The sequence below is a fragment of the Ciceribacter sp. L1K23 genome, assembly GCF_018122705.1.
GTDB lineage: Bacteria > Pseudomonadota > Alphaproteobacteria > Rhizobiales > Rhizobiaceae > Allorhizobium.
This window is the reverse complement of record NZ_JAGRRC010000001.1, coordinates 2,500,245-2,513,788: the sequence shown is the minus strand read 5'-3', so window position 1 is coordinate 2,513,788 and position 13,544 is coordinate 2,500,245. Positions and strand designations below refer to the sequence as shown.

At 61.8% G+C, this 13,544-nt stretch carries 18 protein-coding genes; 13 read left to right on the top strand and 5 right to left on the bottom strand.

Annotated features, from left to right (window positions below):
• Nucleotides 1-77 precede the first annotated feature (77 nt).
• Nucleotides 78-1,358, bottom strand: coding sequence for a hypothetical protein (locus J5J10_RS12075; RefSeq protein WP_211930057.1), 1,281 nt, complete (start codon nt 1,356-1,358; stop codon nt 78-80).
• A gap of 82 nt (nt 1,359-1,440) precedes the next feature.
• Nucleotides 1,441-2,322, bottom strand: coding sequence for a branched-chain amino acid aminotransferase (locus tag J5J10_RS12070; RefSeq protein WP_211930056.1), 882 nt, complete (start codon nt 2,320-2,322; stop codon nt 1,441-1,443).
• A gap of 266 nt (nt 2,323-2,588) precedes the next feature.
• Here J5J10_RS12070 and J5J10_RS12065 point away from each other — a divergent pair, with 266 nt between their 5' ends.
• Both J5J10_RS12065 and tam read left to right on the top strand, forming a co-directional pair.
• Nucleotides 2,589-3,251 (top strand): haloacid dehalogenase type II, encoded by a 663-nt coding sequence (locus J5J10_RS12065; RefSeq protein ID WP_211930055.1) that lies wholly within the window; start codon nt 2,589-2,591, stop codon nt 3,249-3,251.
• Nucleotide 3,252: 1 nt separating this feature from the next.
• Nucleotides 3,253-4,026, top strand: a complete 774-nt coding sequence (gene tam / locus J5J10_RS12060) for a trans-aconitate 2-methyltransferase (protein WP_211930054.1) — start codon at nt 3,253-3,255, stop codon at nt 4,024-4,026.
• A 276-nt stretch (nt 4,027-4,302) separates the two neighbouring features.
• On the opposite strand, the gene J5J10_RS12055 is transcribed toward tam, so the two are convergent.
• Nucleotides 4,303-5,010, bottom strand: a complete 708-nt coding sequence (locus tag J5J10_RS12055; protein WP_211930053.1) for a hypothetical protein — start codon at nt 5,008-5,010, stop codon at nt 4,303-4,305.
• Between the two features lie 161 nt (nt 5,011-5,171).
• On the opposite strand from J5J10_RS12055, the gene J5J10_RS12050 reads away from it, so the two are divergent.
• Genes J5J10_RS12050 through J5J10_RS12040 form a run of 3 tightly spaced genes read left to right on the top strand, consistent with a single transcriptional unit; the run spans nt 5,172 to nt 7,804 of the window.
• Complete coding sequence (locus J5J10_RS12050; protein WP_211930052.1) at nt 5,172-5,654, top strand: hypothetical protein; 483 nt, start codon at nt 5,172-5,174, stop codon at nt 5,652-5,654.
• Nucleotides 5,651-6,991 (top strand): GAF domain-containing protein, encoded by a 1,341-nt coding sequence (locus tag J5J10_RS12045; protein WP_211930051.1) that lies wholly within the window; start codon nt 5,651-5,653, stop codon nt 6,989-6,991. Before J5J10_RS12050 ends, J5J10_RS12045 begins: the two co-directional genes overlap by 4 nt.
• Before the next feature lie 42 nt (nt 6,992-7,033).
• Nucleotides 7,034-7,804, top strand: coding sequence for an NAD(P)-binding domain-containing protein (locus J5J10_RS12040; protein ID WP_211930050.1), 771 nt, complete (start codon nt 7,034-7,036; stop codon nt 7,802-7,804).
• A gap of 73 nt (nt 7,805-7,877) precedes the next feature.
• On the opposite strand, the gene J5J10_RS12035 is transcribed toward J5J10_RS12040, so the two are convergent.
• Nucleotides 7,878-8,267, bottom strand: a complete 390-nt coding sequence (locus J5J10_RS12035; RefSeq protein ID WP_208548755.1) for a hypothetical protein — start codon at nt 8,265-8,267, stop codon at nt 7,878-7,880.
• Nucleotides 8,268-8,504: 237 nt separating this feature from the next.
• Here J5J10_RS12035 and J5J10_RS12030 point away from each other — a divergent pair, with 237 nt between their 5' ends.
• The 8 genes from J5J10_RS12030 to J5J10_RS11995 all read left to right on the top strand — a co-directional run bounded on the left by J5J10_RS12030 (nt 8,505) and on the right by J5J10_RS11995 (nt 12,840).
• The gene (locus J5J10_RS12030; protein WP_211931221.1) at nt 8,505-10,064 is read left to right on the top strand and encodes a helicase HerA-like C-terminal domain-containing protein; all 1,560 of its coding nucleotides are present in this window, start codon (nt 8,505-8,507) and stop codon (nt 10,062-10,064) included.
• 30 nt (nt 10,065-10,094) lie between these two features.
• Nucleotides 10,095-10,415 carry a YnfA family protein gene (locus J5J10_RS12025; protein WP_211930049.1) on the top strand — a complete coding sequence of 107 codons (321 nt, stop codon included), beginning with the start codon at nt 10,095-10,097 and terminating at the stop codon, nt 10,413-10,415.
• A 67-nt stretch (nt 10,416-10,482) separates the two neighbouring features.
• Nucleotides 10,483-10,731 (top strand): BrnT family toxin, encoded by a 249-nt coding sequence (locus tag J5J10_RS12020; RefSeq protein ID WP_211930048.1) that lies wholly within the window; start codon nt 10,483-10,485, stop codon nt 10,729-10,731.
• On the top strand, nt 10,728-11,036 hold the full coding sequence (locus tag J5J10_RS12015; RefSeq protein ID WP_211930047.1) for a BrnA antitoxin family protein: 309 nt from the start codon (nt 10,728-10,730) through the stop codon (nt 11,034-11,036). Before J5J10_RS12020 ends, J5J10_RS12015 begins: the two co-directional genes overlap by 4 nt.
• Nucleotides 11,037-11,171: 135 nt before the next feature.
• The gene (locus J5J10_RS12010) at nt 11,172-11,600 is read left to right on the top strand and encodes a PACE efflux transporter (RefSeq protein ID WP_208548751.1); all 429 of its coding nucleotides are present in this window, start codon (nt 11,172-11,174) and stop codon (nt 11,598-11,600) included.
• Between the two features lie 268 nt (nt 11,601-11,868).
• Nucleotides 11,869-12,078, top strand: coding sequence for a cold-shock protein (locus J5J10_RS12005; protein ID WP_208548750.1), 210 nt, complete (start codon nt 11,869-11,871; stop codon nt 12,076-12,078).
• A gap of 157 nt (nt 12,079-12,235) precedes the next feature.
• Nucleotides 12,236-12,469 carry a 30S ribosomal protein S21 gene (gene rpsU, locus J5J10_RS12000; RefSeq protein WP_208548749.1) on the top strand — a complete coding sequence of 78 codons (234 nt, stop codon included), beginning with the start codon at nt 12,236-12,238 and terminating at the stop codon, nt 12,467-12,469.
• 116 nt (nt 12,470-12,585) lie between these two features.
• The gene (locus tag J5J10_RS11995) at nt 12,586-12,840 is read left to right on the top strand and encodes a hypothetical protein (protein WP_211930046.1); all 255 of its coding nucleotides are present in this window, start codon (nt 12,586-12,588) and stop codon (nt 12,838-12,840) included.
• Between the two features lie 78 nt (nt 12,841-12,918).
• Here J5J10_RS11995 and J5J10_RS11990 read toward each other — a convergent pair whose 3' ends face one another.
• Nucleotides 12,919-13,413, bottom strand: a complete 495-nt coding sequence (locus J5J10_RS11990) for a histidine kinase (RefSeq protein WP_211930045.1) — start codon at nt 13,411-13,413, stop codon at nt 12,919-12,921.
• Nucleotides 13,414-13,544: the final 131 nt, after the last annotated feature.

Genomic DNA, 13,544 nt, shown 5'->3' with positions numbered 1-13,544 from the left:
CCTGCCAGAAACGAGAAAGCCGGCTCAGCCGGTGGCCTCCGGTCTATCGGAGCAGGCCGGGGAAGTCGAGAGGCGGCCTATTTGGCCTTGACGACGATGTTCTCATCCATCAGGCGGAAGACGTGCCGCGTCTGGCGGATCGCGATGAGCGTCAGCACGGCGGCGAGGCCGAGGCCTGACCAGTAAAGCCACAGTGCCGCGGTGCTGCGCGTCATGTCTGGCGCAATCAGCGACAGCGAGGCGGCAAGCAGCGACGGCAGTGCCAGAAGGAATGTCGACACCACCTGTCCGAGGAGCGGGTGGATTCCGTAGCCGGTGTAGAAGACCGGCACGCTTCCGACCACCTCTTCGGCTGCACGCTTTGCCTCCCGGGCATAACGCATGCCGCGTTCGGTATAGATCAGAATGACCACGAGGCAGAAGCAAAGCGCCAGCGGCAGCACCACCACCGCATCTGACAGGGCGACAGGCACGTCCACCACGGGGAGCTTGAGACTGGTCTTTTCGCCGCTCGCCCTGGCATTGATCGCGACGAGCCTCCGATAGGCGTCCACCGTTTGTGCCTGCGGCTCGCCGAGCTTCAGGTCGCGATGGGCCAGTTCCCGCAGATAGGCATCCGGGCCGCTCTTCCAATCTCCGGACTGCAGCCATGCGACCCACAGCGCATGGGCGAGATCGTGTTCTCGCGTGGCCCGTCCGCGATCGGCGAGCGGCCGAATGATATCCAGCAAGGCGACCTGCCCCTCGGCATCTTCCGAAAGCGTCACAAGCTCCGCGGAACGGGAGAGCAGTTCGGCCTGCGGCTCCCGCGCGATCCAAAGCAGCCGCGCAGCATCCTCCATCCGCAACCCCTCGACGCTGTCGGCAACAAGCAGGGTTCCGAACGGGAACTCGGCGGTCTGCAAGGATTTTTCGTCACTCTGAAATGGCGCGGGTCCATGCTGCGCATCAACCGCATTATAGTACTGCATGGCCAGGAGCCAGTTCAGGGCATTGTTGACCGCCACTCGGTTCTCAACGTCGGTGAGCGGCAGCTTTGCCACATTGTCGCTGATGCGGGTCAGCAAGTCCCGTGCGGCGATATGCCGGGCGCGCAACAACCGCAGCGCCTCGGCCTCCGTTGCCGTGTCGGTGTCTGCAACAAAAAGAGCCGATCGAAGCGCGACCGCGACGTCCTCGGCGGGTCGAAGCAGCGGATCATGACGCTCAATGATGGCCTCGGCGTCCCGTCGCTCCTTTCCGATCGCGCGATACTCGAAAAAGCTCGTGAGAGCGACGATCGCCGTCAGCACCCACATCAAAAGATAATAGGCGTTGGCTTGCGAAAAACCCTGTTCGGCTGCCTCTATCCGTTTCAACCCGGCTCCCCCTGCCCAAGCAGAGGAACTATAGTTGAAATTACAAAGGATCACAACCGCTGGAGCTGTGCAATCCGCCCGATCACGCGTCGCCGGGCGAGCGGGCCCAGTCCATGTAGAGTTCCAGCGCCTTGCGGGTGACCGGGCCTTCCTGCAGTTCGCGACCATCGAGCTTCGTCACGGGCACGACCTTGGAATAGTTGCCGGAGGTGAAGATTTCGTCGGCATCCATGAAATCGGCGACCGTCAGCGTGCATTCGCGAACCTCGAAGCCGGCCTGACGCAGCAGACCGATGATCCGGGCGCGGGTGATGCCGGAGAGGAAGGTGCCGTTCGGCATCGGCGTCATGACGACACCGTCCTTGACCATGAAGATGTTGGAGGACGCGGTCTCGGCGACATTGCCGTTCATGTCGAGCGCCAGCGCATTGTCGAAGCCGCGGTTGCGCGCTTCAATGATCATGCGGCCGGAATTCGGGTAGAGGCTGCCGGTCTTGGCCGCGGTCATGGCGACCTCCGGCGAGGGCCGGCGGAACGGCGAAACCGTCAACGACGAGGGCTTGGCGGTGTGCATCGGCGCCTCGAACAGGCAGAGCGCGAAGCGGGTCGAGTCCGGATCGGCGGCAACGACGGAGAACGAAGCGCCGTGTTCGGCCCAGTACATCGGCTTGATGTAGATCGCGGTCTTGCCGTCGAACTTCTTTACGCCATCCCAGGCGAGCGCCTCGATCTCCTCCGATGTCTTGACCGGCTTCATGCCCATGTTGACGGCGGAGCGGTTGACGCGCTGGCAATGCAGGTCGAGATCGGGTGCGATGCCATCAAACCAGCGGGCGCCGTCAAACACGGTCGAACCCAGCCACATGGCGTGCGAGGTCGGCCCGATCAGCGGTGGATTGCCGGTCACCCAGTCGCCATCGACATAGGTCCAGGTGGTTGAGCGGGGCGCGGTATCAACAGCCATGTCAGGGTCTCCATATCACTTTCAGCCACTCAAGGACGGCCGGCGGGTGCAGGTCAAGATCAAAATCGTCCCAGAGACCAATTGGCAAGAATGCGACCGGGCATCGATCCGCAACGCAAGAATTTTCCTTCAAATCAGAAACTTGGCTGATCGGTCGATCAACTAAAGTGATAGGCAAGCCCTCTTCGCCGGGAGGGCCGGGCATGCGATACTGCAGCAGAAAAGACGTGTGGCCCACCTTCGCGACGCCACGAGGATCGCATGCGATGACCCATTCAGCTTATGTCTTCGACGCCTACGGTACGCTGTTCGACGTGCACGCCGCGGTGCGGCGCCACGCGGAGAGGGTCGGTCCGGACTATGTGCGGTTCTCGGAGATGTGGCGGGCCAAGCAGCTCGAATATTCCTGGGTGCGGGCGCTGATGGGAGCCTATGCCGACTTCTGGCAACTGACGGAGGAAGCGCTCGACCATTGCCTCGACCGGATGCCGTCGATCGACCGGGGCCTCAGGGCCGATCTGCTGAAGGCCTATTGGGTGCTAGACTGCTATCCGGAAGTGCCGGCGGTGCTGCGCGGGTTGAAGGCGCGCGGCGCACGGATCGCGATCCTCTCCAACGGTTCGCCGAGCATGCTGGCGGCCGCAGTCAAGAACGCGGCTTTGGACGCCGTGATCGACGACGTGTTTTCGGTGGATGATCTGAGAACCTACAAGACGGCGCCGCAGGTCTACGATCTGGTGGCGACAAGCTACCGCGTTTATCCCAGCGCCGTTTCTTTCCAGTCCTCCAACCGATGGGACATTGCGGGTGCGAAGAAGTTCGGCTTCCGCACCGTCTGGATCAATCGCACCGGCATGCCCGACGAATACCGCGACCTGCCACCGGACCTGATCCTGCCGTCGCTCGACAGCCTGCCGGAGCATGCCTGACATGCCTGGATGGTCGGCGGCGCAGTATCTGAAGTTCGAAGACGAGAGGACGCGGCCCGCCCGCGATCTCCTTGCACAGGTTCCGCTTGGCGACGCCGAGGTCGTCTGGGACATGGGCTGCGGTCCGGGCAATTCGACGGAACTGCTCGTCGAACGGTTCGGGTCAGTCGCCGTTCGCGGCCTCGACAGCGATGACGACATGCTGGAGAAGGCGCGGAAGCGGCTACCGGATGTCGGGTTCGACAAAGCCGACCTTTCGACCTGGCTGCCGCCGGAACCACCGGACCTTCTATATGCCAATGCCGTCTTCCAATGGCTGCCCGATCATCTCGGCCTGCTTGTCCGCCTGATGAAGGAGCTGAAACCGGGTGGCGTGCTGGCAATCCAGATGCCTGACAATCTTGGAGAGCCGAGCCACCTCGCCATGGAAGAGACGGGCCTGGCCGGGCCGTGGTCCGCAGCCTTTGCCGACGGGCGCATCCGGCGGGCCCGCCTGCCCTCACCGGCTGAATACATGGATGCGCTGACGCCTGTCTCCTCCCGGGTGGATGTCTGGCACACCAGCTATTATCACCCGATGGCGAACCCGCAGGCGATCGTTGAATGGGTCAAGGGCACGGGCCTTCGTCCGTATCTCCAGGCGGCCGGAGCGGAACACGAGGCGGGCTTTCTCGCCGACTATTCCGCACGCATCGCGAAGGCCTATCCTCCCATGGCGGACGGACGATCGCTGCTCAAATTCCCCCGGCTTTTCATCGTGGCTATCAGGCGTTGAAACGGCAACGTCCCCGACATCGGGGAATGTCGGAGACGAGCGGAAAGACTGCGGGGGGTCAGTCCTTCAAGATATTGGGCGTGATCAGAGCCCGGACGCCCTGACGGGGCGGCGGATGCGGAGCGGCAAGCCTCTTGCAGGAGAGACCGGCGATGTGCGGGTCACGGGACCCCCAACTGGAGGCTCGTCGGTCCTCGGCCGCAGATGCGGTCCTTTGGCGACCGACCCGCGCGCTGCAGGCAAGAACGGCAAAATGGCGAGCAGTCTCATGATCGCTTACGCCGCAAGCTTCAGGCGGTCGACCAGATCGTCCACGGCCTTGGGCGGCAGGGACGGACGGACGGCAAAATCCATGACAGCCTCGAAGACCTCCGGAGGCGCACCCTTGCGCATGGCGCCAAGCAAGGCCGCTCTCTCCGCGGGATTCATCGCCGGGATCATGATGCGCATGAAGGCCATGTTCTTTTCCGGCGACATAGAGCTGACGATCCGCATTTCGACAGCCGCGAGATCGGCGTCGGAAAAATGCTGCCATAGCATGGGCGCCGTTTGCGTCTCTTCCTCGTGCATATGGGCGAGGTCTTCTGCGATGTAGGCCGCGAAGGCGAGATAGAGCTTGCGGCCGGCGGCACGCTTGGCGATCGGGATCGCCCTGCTGACGCAAACGGCGAGCTTCTCGAGATCGGCGAAGGCTTCCCGATGCTCATCGTGCTGGTCGTCGACGGTTCCCGTCGAAACACCTCGCTCTTGCAGGACGGTATGGATATTGTCGTCCTCGTGGACCACATGGGAGGCGGCGAGCATCAAGTAGGTCCTGAGGTCGCCGAGCACCGCCTCGCATTCATCCGCGTTGTCGAAGTCGGTCGAGCCGAGGCGACACAGGAGGTCACATCCGGCCTTTCGGAGACCTTTGTGCACAGCGCCATAGAGGTCATAGCGACCGTTGAGATCCGGTATGTCGGTAAGCGATATGTGATGGGTCATGGTCTTGCTGCCTTTTTCGGTTGCAGCCGTCCCGTTGACGGCCAGCGATCGGCGGCTGAATAGACCTGTTGTGTGGCGCACGCTTCCTAAATGCTTCCTAATCGTCTCGCGCTTCTGCTAAAAGCTTCCTAAGTATTTAAAGTTGTTCCGGGAGAATCGAATTGCTCTCATCCGATATTGTGGCCTTCATCGAAGGCAGGGTGATGATGCTGTTTGCCACACGCGACGAAGCACATCGACCGATGATCGGGCGCGGTTCCGGAGCCCGATTTGACGCGGCCACGGGGCTCGTCTCCGTCCTCGTCTCGTCAAGCCAGTGGCCGCGCGCGGTGGCAAACGCCCGCGCCGGCCTGCCGGTCGCGACCACCTATGTCAATCCGGAGACATATCACGCCTACCAGATCAAGGGCGTGATTACCGAGACACACCCGGCCGACAGCGCCGAAAGCGAATGGGGCGCACGCTATGTCCGCGAGCAGCTGGAGCTGATGACCTCGGTCGGCGTCAGCCGGCTGCAGCTTTCCAGCACGCTCAGCGATCGCGATCTCGTCGTCGTGACCTTCCGTCCACTCGACATATTCCGGCAGACCCCGGGTCCCGGCGCAGGCCAGAAAATCAACGCGAGAGGAGACGCGGCGGCATGATTCCGCTTTCAACCATTCGCGACAGCTTCGAGGGTGTCATTCCCTCGATCATCGCGACGACCGACCGCTATGGCGTGCCGAACGTCTCCTACCTCTCGCACGTCTATTATGTGGACGAGCAGCATGTCGCGCTCTCGAACCAGTTCTTTTCCAAGACAGCCGACAACGTCGCGGCGAACGGGCTGGCGACGGTCATGGTCGTCGACGGCCTCACCGGCCAGCAGCATATCCTCGATCTCGTCTTTTCCGGTTCCGAAGACAGCGGGCGTATCTTCAATCAGGTGGAGCGCCATCTGGCGCTGCTTGAGCAAGGCATGAGCCATGTCATGAAGCTGAAGGCGGTCGATATCTATCGGGTCGAGGACTGCCGGCCGGTGCCGGCGGCTCATCCGCTGGAACTTCCCTCACAACTAGAGGCGGGCCGTGATCACATCTCCCAGACCGCGAGGCTGACCCAATGCCTGAGCGAGGAAAGCGATCCGGAAAAGCTGCTCGACTGCGCGCTGGAAGGACTGGAGGAACTCTTCGGCTTCCGCCACAGCATGGTGCTGGTGCCTGACGAGAGCCGCTCGCGGCTGACGACAATCGCCAGCCGGGGTTACGAACAGTTCGGCTTCGGGTCGGAAATCGCCTTCGGCGATGGGGTAATCGGTCTGGCGGCGAAGGCCATGGAACCGGTCAGGGTGACCGATTTCAGTCGAGGACGCCGCTACGTGGCGGCGGTTCGGGCCATGTCCGGATCCGAGGGAGGCGTGCATATCCCGCTGCCGGCGCTCCCTGCTCCGCTGAGCCAGCTCGCCGTGCCGATGTTGGCGCAAGGCAGGCTGATCGGCGTCTTGTTTACCGAATCCGAGAAGGCCTTCACCTTCCGCCACGCCGACGAGCAATCCTTGCGGGTGATTGCCGCGCAGCTCGCGCTCTCGCTTTCCTACGCCATGAACGAGCGCGAGCGGCACGAGCCGGAGACGGCACACGCCGCTCCGTCGGCACCGATCCATGCGGGCGGCAAGAGCGTTGTGGCACTCCGCTTCTATCCCCGCGATGCATCGCTTTTCGTGGATGGCGAGTATCTGATCCGTGGCGTGCCGGGGCGGCTGCTCTGGCACATGCTGGAACAGTACGCGACAAGCGGGCGCCAGGACTTCCTGAACCGGGAGATACGGCGCGACAAAAGCCTCCAGCTACCGGATTTCAAGGACAATCTCGAAACACGCCTCATCCTGCTGCGCCGCCGGCTGGACGAGAAGGGTGGGCCGATTCGATTGACCCGCCCGGAGCGCGGTCGGATGCGGCTGGAGGTCGACGGTCTGCCGGAGCTGCAGGTGGTCGACACCTAGGGACAGCGCAGCACGATCGACTGCGCAAACAGAGAGACATGCATGAAACGACTTGGCTTCATCGGGACGGGCGCGATCTCGACCTACTTTATCGAGGGACTTCTGGCTGCCGGCCACCGCAATCCCATACTGGTATCGCCGCGGTCGGAAGATCTCTCGTTGAGTCTCGCCGACCGGTTCGAAACGGTGACACGCGCGCAGTCAAATGCCGAGGTATCCGAAGAGAGCGACATCGTGTTTCTCGGCGTGCGCCCGGCACAGGTAGAGGAAGCATTGCAGGATGTTCGCTTCCGGCCCGGCCAGATCGTCTGCTCGTTCATAACGGGGCTGAGGCTTCCAGAACTTGGCGGTATCGCACCCTCCTCGACAGTCTGCCGCGTGTTACCCCTGCCCGCCATCGCCACCCGCAAGGGACCGGTCGTGCATTTCCCCGCGGTGCCTGACATTGAGCGACTGATCGCGCCGTTGGGCGACGTCATCATACCACATTCTGAAGACGAACTCGTCGCCATGGGCAGCGCGAGCGGCTTTATGTCTACCTACTTCGAAATGCAGGAAAGCCTCGTCACCTGGCTCGGCGGCAAGGGTGTTTCGGAGGAGGCGGCGAACCTTTACGTGCGGTCGATGTTTTCAGGCCTTGCGGAAACCGGGTTGGTGTCGACAGAACCGCTTCTCGGGCTGGCGGACGAGCACGAAACCAAAGGCGGGCTGAACGAGCGCACGCGCCGTCACCTTAGAGAAAACGGCTGGTTCGACCAGATCGCCGAGGCGCTGGACTCGGTGCGACAGTTTTCACGGTCGGAGCTCAAGTAGACTGCAACCGGGAAGACCGCAAAAAACCGCCAGGGTGTTAGCCCCGGCGGCCTTTCATTCGATGCAATAAAAATCAGACGAACTGGCTGAGGCCAGGAACCGAGGCGACGACTTCGTCGACGACGTCCGAACCGGCATATTCGCGGGCGGCGGCGATGGTTTCCTTGGCGAGCGCGGTGATTTCGCCCATTCCGAGACCCTGGGACATCAACTGCTGGCCGAGGCCCATGATGCCGCCGCCGCCGATGGCGCTCATCAGCCCGCCGAGAAGACCGGAGCCGGAGCCTTCGCCGTTGTGCTTGGCAACGAGGTCGATAGCGCCGGGAAGCGATTCGATCATCTTGGCGACCGGACCGTCGGCGGCCTCGCGCTGAAGGAAGCCAAGCATCATGCCCAACGCCTTTTCGGCGACTTCGGGTTCAAGGCCGACATTGTTGGCGATGCGGGTGACGAGTTCGTTCATTGGGCCCTCCTGGCGCATTATTTGACGTTAACGTCAACGTAATTGATTTTCCCGGTCGCGACAAGCCGCCACCACGTTCGCCACAGGCAATCCCCACAGCCCGTGAATGGACGCGGCTGTTGTTGTCGGTGGTTTACACAATCCTTATAAGAGCACTACGATGATTCAATGAAAAGATGGAGTTGGCGCCAAAACGACGCGGCGCCGCCTACAAACGTCCAGGAGGACCGGGACCAGATGCTCGTCGACGGCAAGATCTTTCTCGGCACCAGCCGCAATCCGGACGAAAGCCTGAACAAGGGCGAATATCTCGACCTCAAATACGCCAACCGCCACGGCATCGTGACAGGCGCCACCGGCACGGGCAAGACCGTGACGCTGCAGGGCCTGGCCGAAAGTTTCTCGAACGCCGGCGTGCCGGTGTTCTGCGCCGACATCAAGGGCGATCTCTCCGGCATCGCGGCCATGGGCGAACCCAAGGACTGGATCACGGCCCGCGCGCAGCAGATCGGCCTCACGGAATGGCAGCCGCAGGAGTTCCCGGTCATCTTCTGGGACCTGTTCGGCGAAAAAGGACACCGCGTTCGCACCACGATCGCGGAAATGGGGCCGTTGCTGCTTGCCCGGCTGATGGATGCCTCCGAAGCGCAGGAGGGTGTGCTCAACATTGCCTTCAAGATCGCCGACCAGGGTGGACTGGCGCTTCTCGATCTCAAGGATCTCCAGGCGCTGCTCAACTACATGGCCGAACATGCGAGCGAGCTTTCCGGGCAGTTCGGGCTGATCTCCAAGGCCTCGGTGGGCTCGCTGCAGCGGGGACTGCTGGTGCTGGAACAACAGGGCGCGGAACAGTTCTTCGGCGAGCCGGCGCTGTCGATCACCGACATCATGCGCACCACACCGGATGGGCGCGGCGCCGTTTCGGTGCTCGCCGCAGACAAGCTGATGATGAACCCGCGGCTTTATGCGACCTTCCTGCTCTGGCTGCTGTCGGAACTGTTCGAGGAACTGCCGGAAGTCGGCGATCCCGACAAGCCGAAGCTCGTCTTCTTTTTCGACGAGGCGCATCTTCTGTTCAACGACGCGCCGAAGGTGCTGATCGAGCGTGTCGAGCAGGTGGTCCGGCTGATCCGCTCCAAGGGCGTCGGCGTCTATTTCGTCACGCAGAACCCGCTCGACGTTCCGGAAACCATTCTCGCGCAGTTGGGCAATCGCGTGCAGCACGCCCTGCGCGCCTATACCCCGCGAGAGCAGAAGGCGGTGAGAACGGCTGCCGACACATTCCGTCCCAACCCCGCCTTCGACTGTGCCACGGCCATCACCACGCTCGGCATCGGCGAGGCGTTGGTCTCGACGCTGGAGAGCAAGGGCGTGCCCTCAATGGTGGAGCGTACGCTGATCCGCCCGCCGGCGGGTCGTGTGGGCCCGATCACCGATGCCGAACGGCAATCGGTCATGAATGTCAGCCCCGTCGCCGGCCTGTACGACAAGGATGTCGATCGCGAGTCCGCCTTCGAAATCCTCACGCAGCGCGCTCAAAAAGCTGTCGAAGCAGAGGCGGCCAAACGCGCGGCCGAGGAAAAGGCCAGCAATGACGACAGCGCTGCCGGTCGCTGGACCCTGCCCGGCTTCGGCAACGACGAGGAGCCATCTCAGCCGAGTTCGAAAACTTCCACCAGACGATCCTACCAGCGCGAGACGGTGGTGGAGGCTGCCATGAAGAGCGCCGCCCGTTCCGTCGCCAATTCGCTCGGACGGGCGATCGTGCGTGGCATTCTGGGCAGCCTGAGGCGCTAGGACAACCGGCCGCCTCACGAAGGGAGAGGAATGGTCTATCTCATCTACGGCGCTGCCGCTCTGGCCGAAATCGCAGGCTGCTTCGCCTTCTGGGCCTGGCTCAGGCTGGACAGGTCCGCGTGGTGGATGATGCCCGGCGTGGCGTCGCTGGCGCTGTTCGCCTACCTGCTGACCCTTGTTCCGGCCGAAGCTGCCGGCCGCGCCTACGCGGCTTATGGCGGGATCTACATAGTCATGTCCCTCGCGTGGCTGTGGCTGGCGGAGGGCCAGCGGCCCGACCGGTTCGATATCGGCGGCGCGCTGATCTGCCTGGTGGGCGCTTCGATCATACTGCTGCCATCCCGCGGCTAACCGTGCCTAGGGCGAAACCCCTCCTTTTGACGGTAGGCCTTGCAAAGTTTCCGTATATACATAAATTATGGAAATCGTCTGGGGCGAGCCGAAGCGGCTCGCGAATATCGACAAACACGGCCTCGACTTCGCGGACCTGACACTGACGTTCTTCGAGAGCGCGGTCGTTATTGCCGCAAAGCGGACCCGGTTTCAGGCGATAGGACGCCTTGCTGACGGAACAATAACGGTGATCTTCGCTCGATTGGGAACGGAAGGACTTTCTGTGATTTCAATGCGACCGGCCAAGACGACGGAAAGGAGATTGCTTCCATGACTCGAGGTAAGAAAATCCTGACCGCATTTCAGGAGGGGCGCGGATACAGCCGTACAGATTGGAACGACGTCTCCGACAACCCGGAAGCAACCGACGAACAGCTCGCGCAAGCGCGGCCGTTCCGCGAGGTGTTTCCCGATCTAGCGGAGAAGATCGACCGAAAGCTCGGTCGGCCGAAATCGGACAATCCCAAACGGGCGATCAGCATCCGGCTTGACGCCGAGGTGGTCGAGCGTTTCAAGGCCACCGGCGAAGGCTGGCAATCGCGAATCAACGAGGCGCTGCGCAAGGCGGTGGGGCTGTAAGTTCCGCGATTCTGGGTGATGCGAAGATAGACGGCGTCCGAGAAAAAACTGGACACCTTCATCTCCCGCTTCCATCGTCCGATCTCCGATGGCGGGAACAGAAACCTGCCGCCCCCATTCCAACCCCGGCCGCTCATGTCTCCCGTCCTCCGCCGCATCATCTATGTCATCACGTATGAGGGCCTTGCCATCCTGTCGAGCGGGCTGATCCTCATGGCATTGGGGCATCAGGGTCTATCGGCCGGCGTCGCCGCCGTGGCGTCATCGGCAGTCGCGATGGCCTGGAATTTCGTGTTCACGACACTGTTCGAATGGTGGGAGAGCGGCAATCCGGTGAAAGGACGGTCGACGAAGCGCAGGGTGGTGCACGCCCTGCTGTTTGAAAGCGGCCTGACCATCGTGCTCACCCCGGTGCTGGTTCTGGCGCTCGGCGTTCCGGTTCGGGAGGCTTTTGTTACAAATGCCGGCCTGCTGCTCTATTTCCTGGCCTACACCTATATCTTCAACCTTGGCTTCGACCGGATTTTCGGCCTGCCGGAATCGGCTCGCCCACGACACACCTAGGCAAGCCACCTACCCAATCCCGCTGGTCACCGACGGGATGATGACAGTGTGGGGTCGCGAGCGGGAAGCCACGCCGCTTCGAACCAACTGAAATATATCACCCCGTTTCCTTGCTTTTGGAAGCCAAAGCGACTATCTTTGGGTCATCGAAGATTTGTTGCGACCTTTGTCTACGCGTCCAGAACGCTCCGTCAGATTTCCTTCAACGTCGATCTTGCCGGGAGAATGTCTCTTCCGGTGCACTACAAACGATTGAAAGGAGATCGTTATGCAGACTGGTACCGTAAAGTGGTTTAACACGACCAAGGGTTTTGGTTTCATTCAGCCGGACGAAGGTTCTACCGACGTATTCGTTCACATCTCTGCCGTTGAGCGTGCAGGCATGCGCCAGCTCGTCGAAGGCCAGAAGATTTCGTACGACATCGTCCAGGACAAGCGTTCGGGCAAGAGCTCTGCGGACAACCTCCGCGCGGCTTAATTTGTCATTCGCCACTGCTGACCACGGATGTACTGGCAGCGAAGGCTAGAGTGACATTGGAGAGGTCGGGGTAACGCCCGACCTTTTTGTTTCGTGCGGCGCCCCCCGCCGCGTTCCCAAAGATCGAGACAAGGGGATTTCCCCGGAAAGGACGAAGATGCAGGTCCTCGTCAGAGACAACAATATTGAACAGGCCATGCGGGTTCTGAAGAAGAAGCTGCAGCGCGAGGGTGTGTTCCGCGAGATGAAGGCGCGCTCGTCGTACGAGAAGCCGTCCGAGCGTCGGGCTCGGGAAAAGTCCGAGGCGATCCGCCGTCAGCGCAAGCTGGCTCGCAAGAAGATGCAGCGCGAAGGCCTGCTGCCGAGCCCGCGCAAGAGCGCCAGCCGCTAAGGTGCCACGACTGACGGTCCCGCATCTCGGCTTTGCCGATCGGGTGCCGACAGCATGACAATCCGGTTCGAGGCGGATGCGCCTCCCGGAACCTCGGAACGACAGGAGAAAGCGGAATGACGATTTCCACGGAAACCGAGATCGAAACAAAAACCAAGCCGACGCGCGTTTCGCCCCGCGACAAAGCAGCGGCAACAGACGATGCAGCCTGGTCGATCATCAATGCCGAAGCGGCGGAGCGTGAACGGAAGACGGAAGCACTTCGCGCTGCACGACTGAAGCTTGAGGCGGAAGCCCCAGCCGCCGAAGAAAAGAAGGTGCGCAAGACGCCGGTCCGGCGGACTGTCGCACGCAGCCGCAGCCAGCGGTAATCCAGAGCAGAAGCACGTTTTTTCAACCGGCTTGAAGCGATGCCCGGCCATTCGCCGGACACCGCAGTTTACCCGTGACTATTTCGCGGGCTTTACGGAGGCGAGGATCGCGACGAAATCGTCGAGATGCTTTTCCTGCTCTTCCTTGTTGCCCCAGTAGGTCATGATCACGATCTTGCCGGGCGTTGGAGCAAAGATCGTCACGCCGACGTTGATCGCGCCGCTCTCGTCCTCGCCTTCCCATTCGATCGTCGAGACCTTCATGCCGTTGATCTCGTTGTCGCTCTCGCCTTGAGACTTGGGATCGACGGTGACACCGTTGTCCTCGAGGAAAGCGAAGATATCCTCGATGATCTTGTCCATCGACTTTTCGTCGGCGACCTCAAAGGAAATGTAGACGGCTTCGTCTTCGGATACGGCCTCGACGCCGTGGTCGATCTCGGTCGGAGACCATTTGTCGGGAATGGTAACGGTCGCGACCGGCGCGTCGTCGGAGGGAAGGTTCAGGGTTGCGGCAAAGCCGGATACCGGCAGCGCGAAAGCCAGCATGGCGGCAAGGAGGATCGATTTCACGGAGTGTCCCCAGAGTTGAAAACAAGCGACGAGGCTTCGTCGCGCACCAAGCTCTAGCGGAATCCATTAGAAAATCGAGCCATCCCGATATGAATCAGCTCATCCACCCAAACAAAGTCGGGCCGGCGTCG

Excerpts from the sequence above, each read along its gene's own strand:
- J5J10_RS12070 (WP_211930056.1), bottom strand. The coding sequence starts at position 2,322 with ATGGCTGTTGATACCGCGCCCCGCTCAACCACCTGGACCTATGTCGAT.
- J5J10_RS12065 (WP_211930055.1), top strand. The coding sequence starts at position 2,589 with ATGACCCATTCAGCTTATGTCTTCGACGCCTACGGTACGCTGTTCGAC.
- tam (WP_211930054.1), top strand. The coding sequence starts at position 3,253 with ATGCCTGGATGGTCGGCGGCGCAGTATCTGAAGTTCGAAGACGAGAGG.
- J5J10_RS12055 (WP_211930053.1), bottom strand. The coding sequence starts at position 5,010 with ATGACCCATCACATATCGCTTACCGACATACCGGATCTCAACGGTCGC.
- J5J10_RS12045 (WP_211930051.1), top strand. The coding sequence starts at position 5,651 with ATGATTCCGCTTTCAACCATTCGCGACAGCTTCGAGGGTGTCATTCCC.
- J5J10_RS12040 (WP_211930050.1), top strand. The coding sequence starts at position 7,034 with ATGAAACGACTTGGCTTCATCGGGACGGGCGCGATCTCGACCTACTTT.
- J5J10_RS12035 (WP_208548755.1), bottom strand. The coding sequence starts at position 8,267 with ATGAACGAACTCGTCACCCGCATCGCCAACAATGTCGGCCTTGAACCC.
- J5J10_RS12030 (WP_211931221.1), top strand. The coding sequence starts at position 8,505 with ATGCTCGTCGACGGCAAGATCTTTCTCGGCACCAGCCGCAATCCGGAC.
- J5J10_RS12025 (WP_211930049.1), top strand. The coding sequence starts at position 10,095 with ATGGTCTATCTCATCTACGGCGCTGCCGCTCTGGCCGAAATCGCAGGC.
- J5J10_RS12020 (WP_211930048.1), top strand. The coding sequence starts at position 10,483 with ATGGAAATCGTCTGGGGCGAGCCGAAGCGGCTCGCGAATATCGACAAA.
- J5J10_RS12015 (WP_211930047.1), top strand. The coding sequence starts at position 10,728 with ATGACTCGAGGTAAGAAAATCCTGACCGCATTTCAGGAGGGGCGCGGA.
- J5J10_RS12010 (WP_208548751.1), top strand. The coding sequence starts at position 11,172 with ATGTCTCCCGTCCTCCGCCGCATCATCTATGTCATCACGTATGAGGGC.
- J5J10_RS12005 (WP_208548750.1), top strand. The coding sequence starts at position 11,869 with ATGCAGACTGGTACCGTAAAGTGGTTTAACACGACCAAGGGTTTTGGT.
- rpsU (WP_208548749.1), top strand. The coding sequence starts at position 12,236 with ATGCAGGTCCTCGTCAGAGACAACAATATTGAACAGGCCATGCGGGTT.
- J5J10_RS11995 (WP_211930046.1), top strand. The coding sequence starts at position 12,586 with ATGACGATTTCCACGGAAACCGAGATCGAAACAAAAACCAAGCCGACG.